General features: G+C 62.3%; 16 protein-coding genes and 1 tRNA gene. 13 read left to right on the top strand and 4 right to left on the bottom strand.

The window, feature by feature from the left end; translation table 11 throughout:
- Window positions 1-21 precede the first annotated feature (21 nt).
- On the bottom strand, window positions 22-561 hold the full coding sequence (locus tag BLS13_RS17250) for a TetR/AcrR family transcriptional regulator (protein WP_256325949.1): 540 nt from the start codon (window positions 559-561) through the stop codon (window positions 22-24).
- A 173-nt stretch (window positions 562-734) separates the two neighbouring features.
- On the opposite strand from BLS13_RS17250, the gene BLS13_RS17245 reads away from it, so the two are divergent.
- From BLS13_RS17245 to BLS13_RS17205, 9 genes are all read left to right on the top strand, one after another.
- Window positions 735-2024 (top strand): cytochrome P450, encoded by a 1290-nt coding sequence (locus BLS13_RS17245; protein ID WP_093453981.1) that lies wholly within the window; start codon window positions 735-737, stop codon window positions 2022-2024.
- Between the two features lie 654 nt (window positions 2025-2678).
- The gene (locus BLS13_RS17240) at window positions 2679-3323 is read left to right on the top strand and encodes a TetR/AcrR family transcriptional regulator (protein WP_176943656.1); all 645 of its coding nucleotides are present in this window, start codon (window positions 2679-2681) and stop codon (window positions 3321-3323) included.
- A gap of 203 nt (window positions 3324-3526) precedes the next feature.
- Window positions 3527-5332, top strand: a complete 1806-nt coding sequence (locus tag BLS13_RS17235) for a flavin-containing monooxygenase (protein WP_093453978.1) — start codon at window positions 3527-3529, stop codon at window positions 5330-5332.
- Window positions 5333-5538: 206 nt separating this feature from the next.
- On the top strand, window positions 5539-6144 hold the full coding sequence (locus BLS13_RS17230) for a TetR/AcrR family transcriptional regulator (RefSeq protein WP_093453977.1): 606 nt from the start codon (window positions 5539-5541) through the stop codon (window positions 6142-6144).
- Window positions 6144-7559, top strand: a complete 1416-nt coding sequence (locus tag BLS13_RS17225; RefSeq protein ID WP_176943655.1) for an efflux transporter outer membrane subunit — start codon at window positions 6144-6146, stop codon at window positions 7557-7559. The genes BLS13_RS17230 and BLS13_RS17225 overlap by 1 nt, the downstream gene beginning before the upstream one ends.
- Before the next feature lie 2 nt (window positions 7560-7561).
- Window positions 7562-8641, top strand: coding sequence for an efflux RND transporter periplasmic adaptor subunit (locus BLS13_RS17220; RefSeq protein ID WP_256325948.1), 1080 nt, complete (start codon window positions 7562-7564; stop codon window positions 8639-8641).
- Window positions 8638-11727 carry an efflux RND transporter permease subunit gene (locus BLS13_RS17215; RefSeq protein WP_093453972.1) on the top strand — a complete coding sequence of 1030 codons (3090 nt, stop codon included), beginning with the start codon at window positions 8638-8640 and terminating at the stop codon, window positions 11725-11727. Before BLS13_RS17220 ends, BLS13_RS17215 begins: the two co-directional genes overlap by 4 nt.
- Window positions 11728-11788: 61 nt before the next feature.
- Window positions 11789-12619: an HTD2 family dehydratase gene (locus BLS13_RS17210; protein WP_093453970.1), complete on the top strand. Its 831-nt coding sequence runs from the start codon at window positions 11789-11791 to the stop codon at window positions 12617-12619.
- A gap of 181 nt (window positions 12620-12800) precedes the next feature.
- Window positions 12801-12877: transfer RNA gene (locus BLS13_RS17205), tRNA-Arg, on the top strand.
- Between the two features lie 55 nt (window positions 12878-12932).
- Here BLS13_RS17205 and BLS13_RS17200 read toward each other — a convergent pair.
- Genes BLS13_RS17200 through BLS13_RS17190 form a run of 3 tightly spaced genes read right to left on the bottom strand, consistent with a single transcriptional unit; the run spans window position 12933 to window position 14608 of the window.
- Window positions 12933-13481 carry a hypothetical protein gene (locus tag BLS13_RS17200; RefSeq protein ID WP_143011998.1) on the bottom strand — a complete coding sequence of 183 codons (549 nt, stop codon included), beginning with the start codon at window positions 13479-13481 and terminating at the stop codon, window positions 12933-12935.
- Between the two features lie 25 nt (window positions 13482-13506).
- Entirely contained in the window at window positions 13507-14172 is a 666-nt protein-coding gene (locus BLS13_RS17195; RefSeq protein ID WP_143011997.1) for a hypothetical protein, read from the bottom strand.
- 25 nt (window positions 14173-14197) lie between these two features.
- Window positions 14198-14608 (bottom strand): hypothetical protein, encoded by a 411-nt coding sequence (locus BLS13_RS17190; protein WP_176943654.1) that lies wholly within the window; start codon window positions 14606-14608, stop codon window positions 14198-14200.
- Window positions 14609-14953: 345 nt separating this feature from the next.
- Here BLS13_RS17190 and BLS13_RS17185 point away from each other — a divergent pair, with 345 nt between their 5' ends.
- From BLS13_RS17185 to BLS13_RS17170, 4 genes are all read left to right on the top strand, one after another.
- Window positions 14954-15838, top strand: coding sequence for an SMP-30/gluconolactonase/LRE family protein (locus BLS13_RS17185; protein WP_093453966.1), 885 nt, complete (start codon window positions 14954-14956; stop codon window positions 15836-15838).
- 238 nt (window positions 15839-16076) lie between these two features.
- Window positions 16077-18455 (top strand): TonB-dependent receptor, encoded by a 2379-nt coding sequence (locus BLS13_RS17180; protein ID WP_093453965.1) that lies wholly within the window; start codon window positions 16077-16079, stop codon window positions 18453-18455.
- Between the two features lie 57 nt (window positions 18456-18512).
- Window positions 18513-19835: an aromatic ring-hydroxylating oxygenase subunit alpha gene (locus BLS13_RS17175; protein ID WP_256325947.1), complete on the top strand. Its 1323-nt coding sequence runs from the start codon at window positions 18513-18515 to the stop codon at window positions 19833-19835.
- Window positions 19836-19837: 2 nt separating this feature from the next.
- On the top strand, window positions 19838-21499 hold the full coding sequence (locus BLS13_RS17170; protein ID WP_256325946.1) for an FAD-dependent oxidoreductase: 1662 nt from the start codon (window positions 19838-19840) through the stop codon (window positions 21497-21499).
- Window positions 21500-21521 lie beyond the last annotated feature (22 nt).

Genomic DNA, 21521 nt, shown 5'->3' with positions numbered 1-21521 from the left:
CAATCGTTGCCACCTTCTGGCTCACGCACCTTCGGCGGGGGCTCGCGACGCGATAGACGTCATCACGAGGCGATGAATGATCTCGGCAACGGCATCAGGGAGCCAGTTGCCCCTGTCCTGCCGCAGCCACCATGAGATCGTTTCCACGATCAGGCTGGTCGTGCAGATCGTGCCCAACTCGGCCGGCAGCCAGCTGTTCGTTGGCGCCGGGCCCGTGACCTTCCGTGTGACGCGCAGCCACTCGGCGCGCATGGTCTCGCCGGCACCGCCGTTGAGCAGCACCGACCAAAGCGTGCGGTGATCCTCGACGTAAAGACAAAGGGCCAGGATCGAGCCGCGATCGTCGCCCGATTCCTTGATGGGCACGGTCAGCGCGACCAGCCGGGCAATCTGATCCGCGGCAACATCGTCGAGCAGCGCTTCCTTGCCGCCATAGTGGCGAAAGAACGTAGCATAATGGACGCCCGCCTCGGCGCAGATATCGCGCACCGTCAGTTGCTCGAACGTCGTACGCTCGAGCAGCCGGAACAGCGCCTCGCGCAGCGCAGTGCCCGAGCGCACGGCACGCGCATCCTTCGGGGTTGACCCGCCCGCCGCCGACATACTATGCGCTATGGTGTCGCACAAATCCGGAGATGGTGTCGTCGTCGCGTTCATCGTTGCAGTGAAAGCAGCAGCAGGGCCTTGATGGCAAGCCAATTAACGATCCGGACAACGCAATCGGAGTGAGAGACATGCAGGCACTGGCTGATCGCGATTATTACACCGATTACGACATCCTGAAGGATCCTTACGGCTATTTCGCCGCGGCGCGCGCGCAGGGGCCCATCTACAAGCCGGCCGGCCAAGACTATTACATCGTCACCGGCTTCGAGGAAGCGCTGGCGATCATGCGCAACCATGATGCGTTCTCGGCAATCATCAATCTGCAAGGCGCCGGCATGCCGCTGCCCTTCACCCCAGAAGGCTCCGACATCAACGACCAGATCAGCGCGCACCGCAAGGAGTTCGTCGGCTGGGATCTGGTCTCCAACATGGACGACGATCGCCACACCAAGCTGCGGGCGCTGATCAACACGCTGTTCGTCCCGTCGCGACTCAAGGCGAGCGAGGAATTCATCAACCGCTATTGCGACGACATGGTGGGCAAGGCCGTCGCTGACGGCAAGGTCGAGCTGATCAAAGAGATCGCCACGCCGTTCGTGACGATGGTCGTGGCGGATCTGCTCGGGGTGCCGATGGAAGACCGCAAGATCTTCATGGACGCCATCGCCGCCGCACCGCCGCCGGGTAGCATCGACGGCAAAAAGACGGGCGATCCGGAGCATAGCCCGTTTACGGTGATGGCCAAGTACTTCTGGGAGTATATCGCCGACCGCCGCGCCAATCCGCAAAAGGATATCCTCACCGAATTTGCCTTCGCCAAATATAACGATGGCTCCATCCCGGAGCCGTCCGATCTCGTCCAGCTTGGCATGTTCATGTTCGGCGCGGGCCAGGATACGAGCGCCAAGCTGCTGGGAACCGCGGTCAAGTTCCTCATTTCCCAACCCGGCCTCCAGGACCGGCTGCGCGCCGACCCCAAGCTGATCCCCGATTTCCTTGAAGAGGTGCTGCGCCTCGAAGGCTCGACCAAGCAGGAAGGCCGGCTCGCACGCAAGGACGCCGTGGTAGGCGGCATCCACATCCCGGCGGGATCGAAGATCATGATCTCGATCTCGGGCGCCAACCGCGATCCGCGCCGCTGGGAAAGTCCGGACGAACTCAAGCTTGGCCGCCCCAAGATCGCGGAACACGTCGCTTTCGGACGCGGCAAGCACACCTGCGCCGGCGCCCCGCTGGCGCGCGCCGAAGTGCGGATCATCATGGAGAAGCTGCTGGCGTCGACGTCCAGGATCGATATCGACCTGGAGCAGCACCCCGACGGCGTGGCGAATTTGACCTATGAGCAGAGCTACATCATCCACGGCCTTTCCGCGCTGCACCTGAAGCTGACCCCGCCGACCGGCACTTCTCCTTCATAGGTGATGCGCGCATTGGGTGATCGGCCGGCCGGCTGCGGCCGATACACCGCGAATGGTTCAGGCCGGTGTCGTCTGCGCCTATATTCTCGTCAACGGAGCCAGGGCCTGCGATAAGGATGCCTGCTCGACATGCTGCTCCAGCGTAATCCGGGATCACCGCGTATAGGTGATCCCGGATTACGACGCGGTGCCGGAATGGCGGGTGGCGACCTTAAGACCATCGATATAGCGGGCCATCTCGGCATCCCGCCGGCCAGGCCGCGCCGTGTAGCTCATCTATGCACATCAAGTCGTTGGTTCGCATCGGCTGCCACGCGGTCGCCAAGCCGCTCCGCGACCGTCGCGGCCGAGTGTCCGCCGCACGCTCGATCAGGCGGGCATCTGGGACAATTGTGCCCATGCAAGCCTCAGGTAGGGGCGCTTAAGAGATGACACCGGTGCAAAGGATCATTCGTTTCATCGGGTGCGCCGCGACATAACAAGAACAACGCGGCCCGCGGGGGGCTTCGCTTTCAAGCCCAACGATGGCTTTCCATGCAAATCGGAAAATGCTCGCGCCGAAATCGGCGGATTGGCCCGCCTATATAAATAGGGCGTATTAAATTAATTGCATCGACTCTACTTTTTTGCGATCAACGTCTCATGCATGGGCAATTGAAATTCGAGCGTGAGTCGGCACCAAGCGAAGGGCTGCGCTCGCGGAAAAAAGCCAAGACGCGCGAGGTGATCGAGGATGCCGCGCTCACCCTTTTTGCCGAACAAGGCTACGACACCACGACTCTCGAGCAAATCGCGGAACGCGCCGATATATCGACGGCGACCTTCTTCCATTATTTTCGCGGCAAGGCCGACGTCGTTCTCAGCGGATATGCCTACCAGATGGCACCGCTGTGTCAGGCGATCCTCGAGCGCCCCTCTTTGGAAAACGATCTGACCGCGGTACGGAACGCGCTTCTGGAGACGTGGATCGCCAACGTCGATCTCGAACGGACTGCCCGCACGGTGCGTGCCGTTGCAAGTTCAGCCATCTTGCAAGGAATGAGCCATCAGATTGGCCTCTCCTGGCTTGCCGCCATCAGCCAGGCATTGGCTGGCCGCCAGGGTCGGAGCGTCGTGCCTGAGCGGTGCGTTTTGGTGGCGCATGTGGTCCTTGCCGTCTTTGCCGACGCGATTGAAAGGTGGATTGCCAGCGAATGTCGCGCGGATCTGACGACGGAGATCAAGAAAAGTTTCGATTTCATGACCGGGGTGAGCGTGGATTGGTCCAGGCCTGACGGAGCGCAGCCCGCAAATGGCTAGACGCGCGACATCATGGACAAAGAAACCGGATCAGAGCCTCGAGCATGGATTTGAAGGGCCGAATGCGAGGCTGAGGCTGATCGGACGGTCGAAGTCGGGAGCCGGCAAGCCAGCTGTCGCTGACGGCTTTCCACACCGCAAATAACACCAATGCATCTGCACCAGCAGACATTGCTGATACCAGATACCAGGAGAGAATTCACATGCCCCAAGCTGTAGCCGGTTTTGATTTCGACCCTGCCGCTCTGAGAAAGAAGTATGACGAGGAGCGCGACAAGCGCCTCAAGTTACGCCCTGAAGGCCTCGCGCAATTCGTCGCGACCAAGGGTGAGTTCGAACATTACAAGACGGATCCCTACGTCAAGTTCGAGGAACGCGAACCGAAGGCGGAAGACGTCGATGTCGTTATCATTGGCGGGGGGTTTGCCGGTATGCTCGCAGCCGTCCGGCTGATCGAGAAGGGCATCGACAACATCCGCATCTTCGAGCGCGGCGGCGATTTCGGCGGGACGTGGTACTGGAATCGCTATCCCGGCGCAGCTTGCGACGTCGAATCCTACAGCTACCTGCCGCTGCTCGAGGAAATGGGCTATATGCCCAGCGCGAAATACGCGAAGGCGCCCGAGATTCTCGAATATTCCCGGAGCATAGCCAGGAAATACGGCCTCTACGAACGGGGCTACCTTCAGACCAGGATCGAGGAGGCGCGCTACGACGCAGCGACTTCGCGCTGGAACATTTCGACGGATCGGGGCGACCGGATCACCGCGAAATTCGTCATCATTGCATCCGGTCACTATCGCGAACCGAAGCTCCCGGGCATCCCCGGGATCGAGACGTTCAAGCAGCACAGTTTTCACACCAGCCGCTGGGACTATGATTATACCGGCGGGAGCCCGGACAGTCCGATGGTCAACCTCAAGGACAAAGTCGTCGGCATCATCGGCACCGGTGCCACCGCAATCCAGTGCGTCCCCCATCTCGCGAAATCGGCGAAGCACTTATACGTGTTCCAGCGCACGCCCTCCTCGGTGGAAGCTCGTAACGACCATCCTACCGACCCGGAATGGTTCAAGTCCCAAAAACCCGGCTGGCATGAGGAGCGGATGCTCAATTTCGTGCTGGTTACCCGCGGCCTTGCCGAAGTGGATTTGATCCAGGATGGCTGGAGCAAGATGACCACGCTCGTCAAGGAACTGGCGAGGCCCAATATGACCGCTGCCGACTTCGCGGAGATTGCTCAGACGGCCAACTACATGATCATGGAGGATGTGCGCGCGCGCGTCGATGAAGTCGTGAAGGATCCCGCCACCGCCGAAGGTTTGAAGCCGTGGTACAACTGGCTGTGCAAGCGGCCATGCTATCACGATGATTATCTTGCGTCCTTCAACCGGCCGAACGTGACCCTGGTCGATACGCAGGGGCGCGGGGTCGAACGTGTTTTAGAAGACGCCGTTTTCGCCAACGGCCAGGAATTCAAGCTGGATTGCCTCGTCTACGCAACCGGCTTCGATCTCTCTCCTTATGAAAAGGGCACGGCGATTCCGGTCATCGGTCGCGATGGTGCAACGATGGCCGAAAAATGGAAGGACGGCGCCATGACCATGCATGGCATCCATGTCCATGGCTTCCCCAACTTCTTCATTTCGGGAACGCGGCAAGGCTCATGGGACAATAACTTCCCCTACTCGCAGGAGATGGTCGCGACCCATGTTGCCTACATCATCCGCGAAGCGCTCGACCGCCATCTCGATGAGGTCGAGGTAACGGCCGAGGCGGAAGCCGAATGGGTGGCGTACCACGAATCGAAAGGCGCGCAGTGGATGACCATGTGGCGCGATTGCACGCCCAGCTATTTCAACAGCGAAGGCATGAACAACCAGTCCAACCTGCGCGACGGCAATTTTGGCGGCGGCGTTCTCGAATTTCGCGATACCCTGAAGAGCTGGCGAGAATCCGGCGAACTTCCGGGGATGATACAAAAGCGGAAGCCGGAAGGCGACGCCTGAGGCGTACCCACCGGCGTTTGGCCTGGGAGTCGCTGAGACATCAAAAGGTCGCTTAGCCTCCAGCGTCATACCGGCGAAGGCCGGTATGACGCGAGTGGCCTTGCGCCGCATCACTATGCGAATGGCGGGATACGTAGCTTTTTCGAACAAGCCTCTGGACATGAACCGGCCGATAAGCGTACCCACGGGTACTGAAAAGGCGGCCCATGCGCATCAAGACCGAAGCAAAGCGTCGCGAGATCCTGGATGCGGCGGCGGTCGAATTCCGTCAGCGCGGCTATCACGAGACCACGATTTCGCATGTCGCCACGCGCATGCGCAGTTCGAAAGCCACCATTTACAACTATTTCCGATCTAAGGGCGATTTGTTCGGCTCGATGCTGGCGCAGGCAGCAGCGCCGGTGACCGAAACGCTGCTTCAGACCCTCAATACGGAAATGCCGCTGCCTGACAGACTGGCTGCATTCGCCCGCGCCTATCTCCGGTTGCATTGCAGCGAACGATCGATAGCCGTCCAGCGGCTCATTCTCGTAGAGAAGACGGAGCTGCGGTCTATCACTCAGCCATTATTGAATAATTCCGAGATCAATATATGGCCGTACCTGACGGAAATATTGCGCGATGCCCAAGGACGGGAATTGTTGCAATGCGGAAATTGTGAGGAAATGGCTAGGCATTTGCGGGCGCTCCTCTACGGAAACCTGCCGACGCGGTTGTTGTTTGGCGAACGCGATAGCTTCACCGACGTGGAAATGGATGCCTCGGCCGATTCGGCGGTACGCATGTTTCTCGCAGCTTATGGATCCCGATGATGGCGCGTTTCGTCCTGCCGCTGCTGTCTGCGTCGTTGCTCGCCGGCTGCGTATCCAATCGCCTGCCAGAACCCCAGGTCGCCGTTCCGGCCCGTTTTGAAACGCCGCAGCCGGCCCCTGTCCCCGCTTCCGCGCTGCCGATCGATCGCTGGTGGCAGGCGTTCAACGATCCGCAACTGACGGCGCTGATTGACCAATCCTTGGTGTCGGCGCCCGACGCGCGCACCGCATTTGCCCGACTGCGCGAGGCGGAGGCCGTACGCCGCGGCGCGCTGACCCCCTATGATCTGCAAGGCAATCCGAACGGTTCGATCAGCCACGGCGACACAAGCATCGATGGCCTGCCGGCGGCCGAAGCGACGGCCCTGGGCGCCGGCAAGGCCGATGTCGCCAGCGGCGCCTTCAATATCAGCTGGGAGGTCGATCTGTTCGGCCGCCGCGCCGCCGCCAAGCGCACTGCCGACGCCGATTTGGCCGCGATCCGCTTCGACTATGAAGCGACGCGCCTCAGCCTCGCCGCCAGCGTTGCATCGCAATTGTTCGGCACGCGCGGACTGGCGGCACAAATCGCCGAAGCCGAACAAACCCTGCGGATCGCCGAGGATCTCGCCCGCGTCGGCCGGTTGCGGGTCTCGAGCGGAATCGGATCGGAATCGGATTCGGCGCGGCTCGACACCCAATTGGCCAATGCGCAGTCCGATCTGCTGAACCTGCGCGCGCGCTTCGCCAATGCCCGCCGGACATTGCTCGTTCTTCTCGGCCGCGGGACCGATCCGCTCGAGAGCCTGTCCATCGACACCGCGCTGCCGGTGCCGCCTCGCCCACCCACGCTGACACCGGGCGAGGTGATGGCCCGCCGCCCCGATGTCCGCGAGGCCGAACAGCGGCTGCAATCGGCGGCAGGGACGCTGCGGCTGAACCAGCTCGCCTTGTTCCCCCGCCTCACTTTGCAGCCCGGCGCTTCGATCACGCGCGTGCTGAACCCTCTCGGCTATACCGAAACCGCCTGGACGCTGGCCGCCGGCCTGTTCGTCCCCGTGCTCGATCGCGCGCGGCTGCTGGCGCAGATCGGCGTGCAGACAGCACGGGACGAACAGGCGGTGATCGCCTATGAACATGCCGTGCAATCCGCTTATGGCGATGCCGAAAAGAGCCTGACCAGCCTCAGCGCGGATCTCGAACGGCTCGATCGGCTGAATTTCGCCGAGCAACGCGCGGGCTTCGCCTTCAGCGCGCAGCAGCGCGGCTACAAGGCCGGCTTCGTCAGCCTCGATACCTTGTTGCAAACCGAACAGGCGTGGCGCGCCGCGCGCATCGCGCTGGTCGCCGTCAAGACCGATACGCTCACCGATGCCGTTACCGCGTTCAAGGCGCTGGGCGGCGGCTGGGCCCCTGATCAGATCAAAGGGAACTGACCTTGCGCCACATCCTTCTTCCGCTGCTGGCGTTTCCGCTCCTGCTGGCTGGCTGCTCCAGCCAGAACAAGCAGGATGCCGATGCGACGCGCGCAGCATCGGCGCCGCGTGCCGTCAGCGCGGCCCTGGTCACAGCCCGGTCGATGAGCAACGATCTCGCGCTTTCCGGCGTGCTGGTGTCGCGCGAGGAGGCCGCGGTCGCGAGCCAGCTTTCCGGCTATCCGGTGGCGCAGGTGTTCGTCGATCAGGACGATCAGGTCCGCAAGGGACAGCCCCTCGCCCGCCTCGACGATATATTGCTGCGCGCCGATATTGCCCAGCAGCGCGCGGTACTGGCCCAACAGCGCATCGCATCCGACAAGGCCCGCGCGGAGGCCGCTCGCGTCGCGGGTCTCGAGCAATCAGGCATCCTGTCGGCAGAAGCGATTGCCGAACGCGGCCTGGCCGCCCGCACCGCCGAGGCAAATGTCGCGCAGGCCAAGGCGGCGCTCCAGTCGCTGATGGTCAAGCAGGATCTGATGACGATCCGCGCGCCGGTCGCCGGCCGGGTCCTGTCGCGCGCCGTCCGGCCCGGCGACATCGCCGCGCCTGCCACGATCATGTTCCGGATCGAACGCGACAATCTGGTCGAGGTCGATGCCGAAGTCCCGGAACGATCGATGCCGCTCATCCGCCCCGGCATGCGCGCTACGGTGATCCTGGCATCCGGCCGCGAGGTTTCGGCCAGGGTGCGGCTGGTAAGCGCCGAGATTGATCCGCAGACCAAGCTCGGGCGAACGCGCGTACTGATGGCCCCCGATCGCGATCTGCGCCCCGGCGGCTTTGCCAATGTGCGGCTTGCGGTGGCGCAGCACGACACACCCGCTGTCCCGGAAGCCGCAATCCGCTACGATGCATCGGGGGCAAGCCTGATGGCGCTCGACAAGGCCGATCGCGTCCACGTCACGCCGGTCAAGGTCGGGATACGTTCGGGCGGATGGATCGCGCTCGAGGCCGGCCCCTCGGTCGGCACCCGCATCCTCACCGGCGGCCAGGGCTTCGTGCTCGAAGGCGATACGGTGAAACCGCAGGTGGCCCGATGACGATCCGCGTCTCCGCCTGGGCGATCCGCAACCCCACGCCTGTCGTCCTGATCATCATTGCACTGACCCTGGCGGGGCTGGTCTCATATTTGAAGCTGCCCATCAAACAATATCCGAACGTGGAATTTCCGATCGTCCTGGTATCGGTGACGCAAAGCGGAGCGGCGCCGGCGGAGGTGGAATCGCAGATCACCCGCCCGATCGAGGATGCGCTCGCGGGCATTGCGGGGCTGCGCCACATATCGTCGACCGTGTCGTTGGGGACGTCGAGCACGACCGCCGAGTTCGAACTCGGAACCGACCTGCAGAAGGCGACCGACGACGTCCGCACCGCCGTGGAGCAGGCGCGTGTGCAGCTGCCCGCAGGGATCGATCCCCCGACGACACGGCGGCTCGATATCGCCGCGCTGCCGATCACGACCTATGCGATATCGGCGCCGGCGATGACGACGGCCCAACTCTCCTGGTTCGTCGACAACACCGTCGCCCGCGCGCTGCAGGCGCAATCCGGCGTATCGCAGGTCGCCCGGGTCGGCGGCATATCCCGCGAGATCAACGTCACGCTCGATCCGGCCCGGCTCGCGGCGTTTAAGATCACCGCGGCGCAGGTCAACACCGCGCTTACCGCGACCAACCTCAACGACACCGGCGGCCGCGCCAATCTCGGCGGCGCGGAACAGACAATCCGCGTACTCGGCGAAGCCACTGACGTCGCCGCGATCGCCGCCACCACGATCCCGATCGCGACCGGCGGTTATGTCCGGCTCAGCGACATCGCCACGATCGACGATGGCGCCAGCGAGCAACGCTCGTTCGCGCGCCTTGACGGCCGGCCCGTCGTCGCGTTCCAGGTCAGCAAGACCAAGGCCGCCAGCGATGTCAGCACCGAAGATCGGGTGAAGAAGGCCGTCGCCGCGCTCGAGGCCGCGAATCCCGGCATCACCTTCACCAAGATCGTCTCCACCGTCGATTATACGCGCCGCAATTTCGCCGCGACGATGCAGGTGCTGATCGAGGGCATGCTGCTTGCCGCATTGATCGTCTATCTGTTCCTGCGAAGCTGGCGCGCGACGATCATCGCCGCACTCGCCATGCCTTTGTCGTTGGTGCCGACGTTCGCGGCCATGGTGATGTTCGGCTTCAGCCTCAACAACGTCACCCTGCTGGGCCTGACCCTGGTGATCGGCATCCTGGTCGATGACGCGATCGTCGAAATCGAGAATATCGAGAAGCGGATCGAAGCGGGCGCCAGCCCCTATCGCGCGGCGCTGATCGGTGCCGACTCGATCGGCCTCGCGGTGATCGCGACCACCGCCACCATCGTCGCCGTGTTCGCGCCCGTATCGTTCATGCCCGGCGAAATGGGGCAGTTCTTCCGCGAATTCGGCCTCACAGTCTCGATGGCGGTGCTGTTCTCGCTGGTGGTCGCCCGCTTCCTCACGCCTGTGCTCGCCGCTTATTTCCTGACGGCGAAACCATCGCAGCCGCATCGGCCGGTGCCGCGCTTCTATGAAAAGGCGCTCGACTGGAATCTGGCGCATCCCTGGCCGGCGCTGGGCGTGGGCACGGCGATGCTGGCCGGATCGCTGGCGCTGGCGACGACCTTGCCGACCGGCTTCAATCCGATCGGCAACACCGGTATCGCCTATCTGTCGGTCGAAGGTCCGCAGGGCGCGACGCTGGCACAGATGGAACGCGCCATTGATCAGGTCACGAAATCGATCGAGGCGCAGCCGGACGTCGAACGCGTCTTTGCGCAGGTCGGTGCGGAAGGGTCGCTCTTCTCAGGCCATATGACCGTGATCCTCAAGCATCAGCGCTCGATGACCACAGATCAATTCCAGCGATCGCTGACCGGCCTGCTGCGGGCCGTACCCGATGTCCGTATCGCCACCGAAGGCGGCGGATTGGGCCAAGTCGGTCTGGAGGTCGTGCTGACGGGCAATGACAGCGCCGCGCTGGCGCACGCGCAGCTCGAACTGGTGCGCCAGATGCGGGGCCTTCCGCAGGTTCTCGAACCCCGCCCCGCCCCGCCGCCGGCCGCTCCCGAACTGGTGATCCGCCCGCGGCCCGGCGAAGCCGCCCGCCTGCAGGTTTCGGCACGGACGATCGCACAGGCGATGCGCGTTGCCACGATCGGCGATATCGATGCGAACGTCGCGAAATTCTCCACGCAGGAACGGCGCATTCCGATCCGCATCCGCCTGTCGCAGCCCGATCGCGAAAATCCCGATGTGATTTCCAGCCTGCGCCTGCCGACCCTCAGCGGCAAGACCACCACGCTGGGTAGCGTTGCCGATATGTCGCTGGGAGAAGGCCCCGGCCAGATCGTCCGTTATGATCGCGAACGGCGCGTTTCGGTGAAGGCAGATCTCAACAATGTCACGCTCGGCCAGGCGCTCAAGGAGGTCAACAAGCTGCCGATCATGCGCCACCTGCCGCCGGGCGTGCACCTCGCCCAAACCGGCGATACCGAGGCGATGACGGAGCTGTTCGGCAACATCATCATCACGATGCTGTCGGGCATCGGCCTGATCTACGGCGTGCTGGTGTTGCTGTTCCGCAGCTTCTTCAAGCCGATCACGATCATCTCTGCGCTGCCGCTAACCCTGATCGGCGCGTTTATCGCGCTCAAGTTGATGGGGCTCGCGATCACCTTGCCCGTGCTGATCGGCATGCTGATGCTGCTGGGCCTTGCCGCCAAGAATTCGATCCTGCTCGTCGAATTTGCGATCGAGGACGAACGGGCCGGCCAGTCGCAGCGCGATGCCATCATCAACGCCTGCCGCGTGCGTGCGCGCCCGATCGTGATGACCTCGGTCGCGATGGCCGCGGGCATGCTGCCGACGGCAATCGGCCTGGGTGAGGGATCGAGCTTCCGCCAGCCGATGGCGGTGGCGGTGATCGGTGGCCTGCTCAGCTCGACCGTGCTGGCCTTGCTGCTCGTGCCTGTGGTGTATGAACTGATCGAGCGTATCGAATGCCGCCTGCGCCCCCGCCTCGCCCGCTTCGCTACGCCGCGCGCACCTGGCGACGACGATCCGATCGACCCGACCGAAGAAGGTGTTGTGAGCGCGCATCCATAGCGATAGGCCGTGCCACAAACCACCCGGCGCGCGACCGGCACATTGGAGATCGAGATCGGCGATGAGCGAAGATTTTTCCGCCTGGGTTGGCCGTGAAGAGACGGCCAGCGATGTCCTCGAACCGGCGCGGACCAACGCGCTGCGGACCGCGCTTGGCGAAACCGTTCCGCTGGCGCCGGGCGCGCCGCTGCCCCTGCTCCACCACTGGCTCTATTTCTGGGACGTGCGCCCGCCAGCGGGTGTCGGCGTCGACGGCCATCCCGCGCGTGGCGGTTTCCTGCCCCCGGTGTCGCTCCCGAGGCGGATGTGGGCCGGCGGCCGGCTCCAATTCCTGCAGCCGCTGCTCGTCGGCGAGACGGTAACCCGTGTCTCGACGATAATGAAGGTCGAGGCCAAGAGCGGCCGCAGCGGCAATCTTGTGTTCGTCACCGTCCGCCATGCGCTGTCGGGCGCCGGTGGCTCTGCCGTGATCGAGGAGCAGGATATCGTCTATCGCGATGCCGCGGCGCCCGGATCGATGAGCCTTCCGCGCGGCGATGCCGGGACGCCGAGCCCTTGCTGGCGGCGCGATATCATGCCGGACACGCTACTGCTGTTCCGTTACTCCGCGCTCACGATGAACGGGCATCGCATCCATTATGACCGGCCTTATGCGATGGACGAGGAAGCCTATCCGGCTCTGGTCGTCCACGGCCCGCTCCAGGCCACGCTGATGGCCGATCTCGCCGCCCGCCACCTCGACAGGCCCATAACAGGCTTCGAATTTCGCGGGGCACAGCCGGCGTTCGACGGCACATTGCTCCACATATGCGGCGAGCCGACCGACACCGGCGCGAACCTGTGGACCGAACAAGGCGGCGGGCGGAACATGGCGGCGACGATAAGCTGCTGACCGGGGCCGGCATCGGGCCTTTCCCGCGTCTACGCGAAAATCTAACACCTCTCCCGCTTGCGGGAGAGGTTGGGTGAGGGTCTTCTTCTCTTTCCCATCGGCCCTCGGACGAGGGCGCCCCTGATCGGCACGCCTCACCCGATTGACCCGCCCCGCGCGGCACCGTAGGAGCAGCGCGGTTGCCCCGATAGCTCAGCAGGACAGAGCAACGGTTTCCTAAACCGCAGGTCGGGAGTTCGAGTCTCTCTCGGGGCACCATTTCGCCGATCGTCAATGATCGCAACCACCTCGCAATGCCCGTAACGGTAAGCCGCTATCGGCTTGAGATGGCGGCAACCTTCGCGGGCTCGATCGGCAGATCGTGCTGCACATAGCCGATCATAAGAGACCCGGCAGGCAGCACCGCGCTTTTGCCCGTCACGAAGGGAGCGAAAGCATAGGCAAAGGCGGTGGTAGCCACGCTGTCGGCAACCGCCCCACGTCCGGAGGCACCGGCGCGGCCATCGAGGCGAATGCGCGCGGAACCCACATCGACGTAGAGGAGCATGAATTCCATTCTTCCCGATTCGCCGAGCGACGAACGTGGCATAAGCCGCGCAATCTCACCTATCGCGCGGCTGCCTTTAGGGATCACCGTCCAAGGGCCAGCCTGGACATCCTCAGCAACCATCAGCGCGAAGCGATCGCCCTGATGATTGGTGCGCGTATCGAGCGAAACGAGCGTCTGCAACGGCACTGCTGTGCCGGCGCGCAGGATGTGATTGCCCGTTGCGGCTGCGACGACCGGCGCACCACTTGGCGCCGCCACCACCCCTCCTGCCTGCGCGGCGATCGTTGCCAGCATAGCCAGCACGGGGGGCATCAACTGCTGCACTAACGTGCGCGGATCATTTGTTGACGACCGTCGCCACGGGAGCATCCGTGGCGGCGGCTGCCGGCATGTTGAGGAAATTATGGGCGACCGGATCGAAAATCATGTCCTCGGCGACATATCCGTTGAAGATTTGCCCTGCTTTTAGCTTCGCGTTGGTGCCGCGCGTGAACAGGCCGAAGACACCGAGTCCGACCACCGCCAAAACCGTCGCACCGGTTCCTCCGGGGCCACTGTCGGCCTGTTCACCCCGAAGCGGCAGCCGGCCATCAGGAAGATCGACATAGAGCAGCCGGGCGGTCAGCTTCCCGGCCTTGCCGACTGCGCCACTCTCTTCCGCACCGAGAACCTCACCCCAGGCCTTCGCACCGACGGGCACGATTTTGATCCCGCCGATCTCGAGATCCTCATCGACCCGCAGGACGAAGCGGTCCCCGGCCCGGGCGACTTTGGTGGATACTTCGTTCACCACCATCAGCCGAACGATCGTATCGCGTTCGACCAGAACGGTGCCCGGAACCGGAGAAGCGCGCGCAACGATGGTTGCTGAAGGATGGTTCTGTGGCGGCACGGCTACAGCTACCGATGCTGGAACGGGATTGGCGACCTGCGCACCAGCCATTCCACCGGGTGCGACGGCACATAGCGCAACAGCACATGCGGCCGAGACGATATTCCTCATATGCGCGCTTCGCCCTGGCGAAATGCTATTTTGCGGCGCTGGCGGGCGCCACTGCGGGTTCTGTCGATGGGGCATCGATAAATTTGACTGCAATGCCGGTCGCGTCGGTCTTGCCCCAGCTAAACGCCGAAACATGGGAATCCCCGTAGGAAGCCTTGATTACCGCATCGGCGCCCAACTTCTCGGCGCGCTCCCAAAGTTCGCGATAGATCTTCGCCTGGCTCGCTTCCGCGCTGAACACGGTTGCCTTCCGCACACCGGCCTTCACCTCGCCCAGCACTGTATAAGGACGGTCGGTAATGTCATACGGGAAGACCGGCACCCCAACCGCTTCGTTGACGATCTTGTAGCTCTTGGGCGCATCCTTCGACGCTGCAGGCGACGAGAACGCGAGGCTTGCCAGGACAACAGCCACGGCGAACATGTTGAATTTCATTTTACAATCCTCCCCCATCCCTCTGAAATGCCGTACGTTGGCGGAACAGGTCAAGAGCCGATACATCCGAATTGGCAGGAATGGCGAAGCCGCGCCGACTACGGGGACGCTCCATGACCTCGGTCGAAAACCCGACCGCCGTCGAAGCACCGGAGCGAACTGCCCGCGCGTTTCCCAACCGAACGCCTCGTCGGCCAATGGCGCTTGCGATCGCGCAAATGCGCAGACTAAGCTGTGCCGACTTGAGGCGCCGGAACAGCGAAACCATGATTGCGCCATCTGCGCGGCGGCCATCAGCGATTGACGGGAAACGTCATGGCATGAAGATAAAGAGAGGGAGCGACAATGGCGGGATTTCAGGTTCGGCATGTTCTGGATATCAAGGCGGCACTTGGCGAGGGGCCGCTTTGGTCGCAGGAGCAGGACGCGCTGTACTGGCTCGATCAGCGCAGCCAGACGCTCAACCGGTTTGATCCGGTCAGCGGGGCGAACCGCGACTGGCACCTCGATGCACGGCCGGGATCCTTCTCGTTATGCGATGGGGGGCTGCTCATTGCCGCGAACCTTGGCTTCTATCGCTTCGATTTTGCGAAGGAGGTGTTCGAGTTCATCTGCGACGCGCCGTTCGATCCCGCGATATTCCGGTTCAACGATGGCAAGGCGGATCGGCAGGGGCGCTTCTGGGTCGGCTCGATCCTCGTCAAGTTCGAGCATCATGGCGTGCCGCGGGGAAGCTATTATTGCTACGATGCCGGGCAAATCACGGCCGGCATCACCGGAGTCCAGACCCCCAATGGCACCGGTTTCAGCCCGGATGGAACGATCATGTACCGTGCGGAATCGATGCGGCGAGCCGTCCTCGCCCATGATTATGACCCGCTGACCGCGACACCATCGAACGAGCGCGTCATTGCCGAAATGCCCGAAGGGTTCGGCATTCCCGATGGCGGAACCGTGGATGACGAGGGGGGATTGTGGTTTGCGGTCCCCTTCGGCGAAACCGGGAAGATCGCCCGCTTCACGCCCGATGGCCGGCTCGACCTGCATTTCGACGTGCCCGTTCTGGCCCCGACGATGGTCGCCTTCGGCGGGCCGGATATGGCAACTTTGTTCATCACCTCGGGCCGGATCGAGGATCTGATGGATCGCCCCCACTCGCCACTGGGCGGAGACATATTTGCGGTCGAAACGGGATTTCGTGGCATAGCCGAAGCCATCACCAAAGTGTGAAGCCGAACGCTCCGATGCCCTGACAAAGTACGATGGTGGGGAATGCCGGGCTTCGGCCCGACGGGCCGGGCGGCATTCGTCATCGCCGCGTGGCGCGCGCGCACCGTCATCGTGTCCGGCACGATGTGGCCTTGCCCTGTCGAATTTGACAGCAATTTGGTTGAAGGATACGCAGGAGCGATAAGTAGGATGATATAGATGATCATACCTGCATGCATCTCTGGAGAGGGCGGCAAAGATGAGGATGAGGATTCATTTGCTCCGGCAATGCCTGTCGTGCATTGCCCTGGCTTCATTTGCAGCATCCGCGCAGGCGCAGGACAATGGCTCGCCGCCAAAGGACAGCCGCGCTTCCGACGAGAAGGAGGTCGGCGCAGGCGAGATTGTGGTTACCGCTCAGCGTCGCGAACAACGGCTGACCGAGGTTCCCATTTCGGTTCAGGCCGTCACTTCGGAAACACTTGGGCGATCGGTCGTGATCAGTTCTCAGGACGTGCTCAAACTGACACCCTCGGTCAATTTCACCGGCGGCTATGCCGCCACAGCGAGCAGCGTCGCGATCCGGGGGATCAATTCGGCCGCAGTCACCGGCGAAGTCCAGCCGTCGACGGCAGTCCTCGTGGACGATGTCGCCCTGTCCAGGCAGGCCGAATTCGTTGCGGATTTCAACGATATCGAACGCGTCGAAGTTCTCCGCGGCCCTCAGGGCACCTTGTTTGGCAAAAACGCCACTGCCGGCGTTATCAACATTACCACCAAACGTCCCACCAGTACCTATGACGCAAGCTTTGAGGCCGGATATACGACGGACAACCAGTTGCTCCTTCGCGGCATGGCCAATATCCCGCTATCAGACACGGTGCGAACTCGCTTCAACGTTTATCGCAACACATTGTCGCCGATCGCCCCAAACAAGGATCCGAACCATCTCGGCGATTGGAATCGAGGGTTCGGCGCCATCGACAATTGGGGGGCTGCCGGAAAGATCGCGATCGATTTCGCCGAAGGCGTGAATCTCCTTGTATCCGGCGACTATGCAAAAAGCCGCGACAGTTTCGGTTCGACGGTCATTCTGGCACCGGATACGAATCCATTTCTTGGCGCGATCCAGACGGCGGCCGGCGTAGTGGCAACCCGAAACCATCCCTTCGTCAATGTCGAAACCGTGTTCGACGGGCGTGCCACGGCTTGGGGCCTGTCCGCCAATCTGGGCATCAAACTGACCGATGATCTGACGCTCCGATCGATTACAGGCCATCGCGATTTCTATTATGACACCTTTGGCGATTTCGACAGCGGCCCGTGGGGCGCCGTCCAGGGCGTTGGCATGCTTCCCAATCCGCTGGGATATCCGATTCAGACGGTTACGCTGGCCAATGGCGGCTTTCCCTACAAGCCGACGTCATCGCGTTACACCTCGGAAGAAGTGCGCCTGAACTACAGTTCCGGCCCGTTGGACATTGTCGGTGGCGGATATGCGCAATGGTACACCGGTCGCAACATCAATACGCAGGTTACATTCATTGCGAATTTCGGCGCTGGCCCCGGATATTTTTCAAACTTTATCACGACCAAACTGAACGATGATATCTATTCGCTATATGGCGATGCGACCTACAAGCTCTTCGACAATATTTCGCTGTTCGGCGGACTGCGCTACTCTGTCGAGAAGATCGACTTTGACTATGATCGCAAAAGTTGGGCGGGGGCTCCGTTCGATCCGCTGACCTTCGCGCCAACCACCGGCCCGAGTTCGACGCTCGCCTTCAGTACAAGCGATACGCGCCACAACCTGTCGGGGCGCGCAGGGTTGCGCTATGCGCCCAATGCGGATCACAGCTATTATGTATCGTTCAATCGCGGCTATAAGGGGCCGGCCGTGGATACGACCTCGGCATCCACCGCAGCTACCGCCATTCTCAAGCCCGAAATCGCCACCGCCTACGAAGTCGGCATGAAGCACGCCTTCTTCGACAACAAGTTATACGCGAACCTTGCGGTCTATTATCAGCGGGTCAAAGACATCCAGCAGGGCCAGTTGCCACCTGGCGGGATTACCACACTGCTTTTGAACGCGGGCGATATCCGCTCTTACGGGGTTGAATTCGATTTCATCGCCAAACCGACCCCTGCATTCCGGATCGAGGGCGGTGGCGCTTATACCAACGCGGTCTACCGCAACTTCACCAATTCCTGCTATCCGGGGCAAACTGCCGCACAGGGCTGCATCGCCGGTCGCCAGGACTTGGACGGAACACAGGCGCTAGGGCAGCCGAAATGGTCGCTCAACATTGCCGGAACCTATGATGTCACGCTCCCGGATTCGATCCCTTTCAACGCCTTTCTGCGTGCAAGCTATGGCTGGCAGAGCCATGTGATCTATGGCCTGACCAACGATCCGATGCGCGTCGATCCCGGTCACGGCATGCTCGATGCCACGCTGGGTCTCGTCGGCAAGAAAAATCATTGGCAACTTCTGCTCTATGGGAAGAACCTGACCAACGAGATATATTACACGTACCTCAATGAATCGGACAATTTCATCGGGCGTGTTTCCGGGAATATCGCACGGGATGCCTTCCGTTATGGCGGCGTGATGCTCAAGGTGTCGATGTAAGGCCGGACCATCGACGGGTCCAGCCGGATGTCCGCCCGGAGAAATGAAGGAGTGGAGATGCAGACAGGCAAGCCGTCCGGCGAAGTTCGCGATGATTTCATCCCCGCGTCCGACTATATCGATCCTGCATTTGCCGCAGTCGAAGCCGAGAAGCTGTGGCCGTTTGTGTGGCAGATGGCGTGCCGTGAGGAAGAGCTGGCAAGACCCGGTGATTTCATAACCTACGATATTCTCGGTGAATCGATCATCGTGCTGCGCTCGAACGATACTGAAATTCGCGCTTTCTATAATGTCTGCCCGCATCGCGGCCGCCGCCTGACCAAAGGCTGTGGCCATATTACGCGCTTTACCTGCCCCTATCATGGTTGGCGCTGGAACCTTGATGGCTCGTCACATGACATCGTCGACCAAAAGGACTGGGAGGGACTTCTCGCCGCCGATGATGTCGCATTGAGCCAGGTCCGCACGGGCCGCTGGGGCGGCTGGGTGTTCATCTGCATGGATCCCGAAGCTCCTGCCCTCACCGCATTTCTGCAGCCGGCAAAAGACTATTTGGACGCTTACGAGTTCGAAAAGATGCGCTACAAATGGCGGCGTCAGGCGATCCTCCCCGCCAATTGGAAAGTGGCGCTGGAAGCGTTCAACGAAGCCTATCATGTGCAGACCACGCACCGCCAGCTACTTCAATATTATCAGGACTATACCTATAGCGAAGCCGTGGGCATGCACGGGATGTTCGGTTCGGCCGAAAGCGGCTACCCGTTCCTTCCCTCGCGACGCCTGGGGCGGCCGGAGCCGACCGACTTGCGACCGCTGGCCGCCGGCTTTTACGCCGACATCAAGAACACGCTAGATGCGATGCTGACCGATGGCATGATCGCCGCTGCGCAGCGCGTAGCCGAAATGCCCGAAAATACCTCGCCCGATGAAATGCTGGGCGCGCTGTTCACCTATATGGTCGAGGAAGAGGAGAAAAGCGGGCGAGGTTGGCCCGCGATCACCCCCGAACAAATGGGCAAGGCCGGCGCTGACTGGCACATTTTTCCCAACATGATCTTCCTGCAGCAGCCTACCAGCCTGCTCGGCTATCGCGCGCGGCCCATGCCGGGCGATCCCGACCGGTGCATCTTCGATATCTATGCGCTGGAACGCTACGCGCCCGGCACCGAACCGCGCGACGTTCCCGTGCAGACATGCGAGGATCTCCTCAGCGTCGAAGACTGGGGGCTGATCCTGGTGCAGGACTTCGGCAACATGGCGGCGATCCAGAGCGGCATGAAATCGCGCGGATTTCGCGGGGCGCGGCCCAACCCCAAGCAGGAAAAGGCCGTGTCCAACTTTCATCGCGCCCTGCACCGCTTCATGGGGCTGGAGAACTGATCGTGGCGGATTGGGACGAGAGCGCCGACTTCGTCATCATCGGCAGCGGTGGCGGCTCGCTGTGCGCGGCCATGGCGATGATCGATGCAGGCCTCAAACCACTGGTGCTGGAGAAGCAATCGCGCGTCGGCGGTTCGACGGCAATGTCGGGCGGCGTGCTCTGGATTCCCGCCAATCCCCTGCTCGCGCGCGACGGCATATCCGACAGTCTCGAACAGGCACACCACTACCTCGATGCCGTGTTGGGCGACGCGCCCGATCCCGGCTCGACCCCGGCGCGCAGGGATGCCTATCTCGAAACCGGGCCCCGCCTGATCGAATATCTGCAAGCCAAGGGCATTCCGTTCATTCGGTGCGAAGGCTGGTCCGATTATTATGACGACGTCGATGGCGGGCTTGCGGAGGGCCGCTCGCTCGGCGTCGAACTGTTCGATCTGCGCAGGCTGGGCGAATGGGCCGACAAGTTCCAGACTGGTCCCATGGTCATGCCGCTCACCGCGAACGAGGCCGCAGATGCGAGCCTCGCAATGCGGACGCTGGGCGGATTGCTCACCGTGGCCAAGCTCTATTTCCGCATGGCCAAAGCGAGGCTTTCGGGCGCGCGGATCTGCGGTTTCGGCGCGGCACTTCAGGGCCGGATGCTCGAAGCGGCTTTACGCCAGGGGGTGGATCTGCGCTGCGAGACACCGGTTGAATCGCTGCTGTCCGAGGATGGGAAAGTGGTCGGCGTGGAGGCGCAAACGCCCGGTGGGCCGCGGCGCATCCGGGCGACAAAGGGCGTCCTGATCAACGCAGGCGGCTTTGCACGGAACCAGTCGCTGCGCGAACGCTATCATGGCTTCCCCACCGATACCCGGTGGAGCATTTCGAATCCTGGCGACACCGGCGAAATGATCGAAGCGGCCACAGGCCTTGGCGCGGCCTTGCACGGCCTTGATCGCGGCATCTGGCTACCCGGTTCGCAGGCACCCGATCGTCCGGGGCCGTTCGTGCATTCGTTCGATTCAGCCAAACCGCACTGCATCTTCGTCGATCAGGACGGCGAACGCTTCACCGACGAATCCGGATCCTATATGGAGATCGGATGCCGGATGAACGCACGCCATAGCGCGAAGGGCGAACCCTCGACCTGGGCGATCATCGATTCGACCCATCGGCGGCGCTATTTCTGGGGCGATCAACCGCCGGGCAAGGTGCCCGATCGCTGGCTTGAGTCGGGCTTTTTCATTCGCGCCGACACGATCGAGGAACTTGCCGCGAAAACCGGCCTTCCGGCCGATCGGCTTGGCGAAACCGTGGATCGCTTCAACCGCTTCGCCCGCGCTGGCGTCGATCCCGATTTTGGTCGCGGCGCGAGAGCATATGATCGCTTCCTCGGCGATCCACGCAACAAGCCCAATGCCTCACTCGGGGAAATCGCCGCGCCGCCATTCTATGCGATCAAACTGTTCACCGGCGACGTCGGAACTTTTGGCGGCCTTGTAACCGATGAGCATGGCCGCGTTCTCACCGCCGACGGTGCCGTGATCGAAGGGCTATATGCCACGGGAAATTCGACGGCCTCGGTCTTTGGAGGGATTTACCCAGGCGCTGGCGGCAGTATCGGGGCGTCATTCGTGTTCGGGCTGAGGGCCGCGGAACATGCGATAGGACCGAAAGCATGAGACAAACCGTGAGTAAAGATGA

It is taken from the genome of Sphingomonas sp. YR710 (genome assembly GCF_900101455.1).
In the GTDB taxonomy this organism is placed as follows: Bacteria; Pseudomonadota; Alphaproteobacteria; order Sphingomonadales; family Sphingomonadaceae; genus Rhizorhabdus.
The sequence above is the reverse complement of the archived record's forward strand: the minus strand, read 5'-3'. Positions and strand labels throughout refer to the sequence as shown.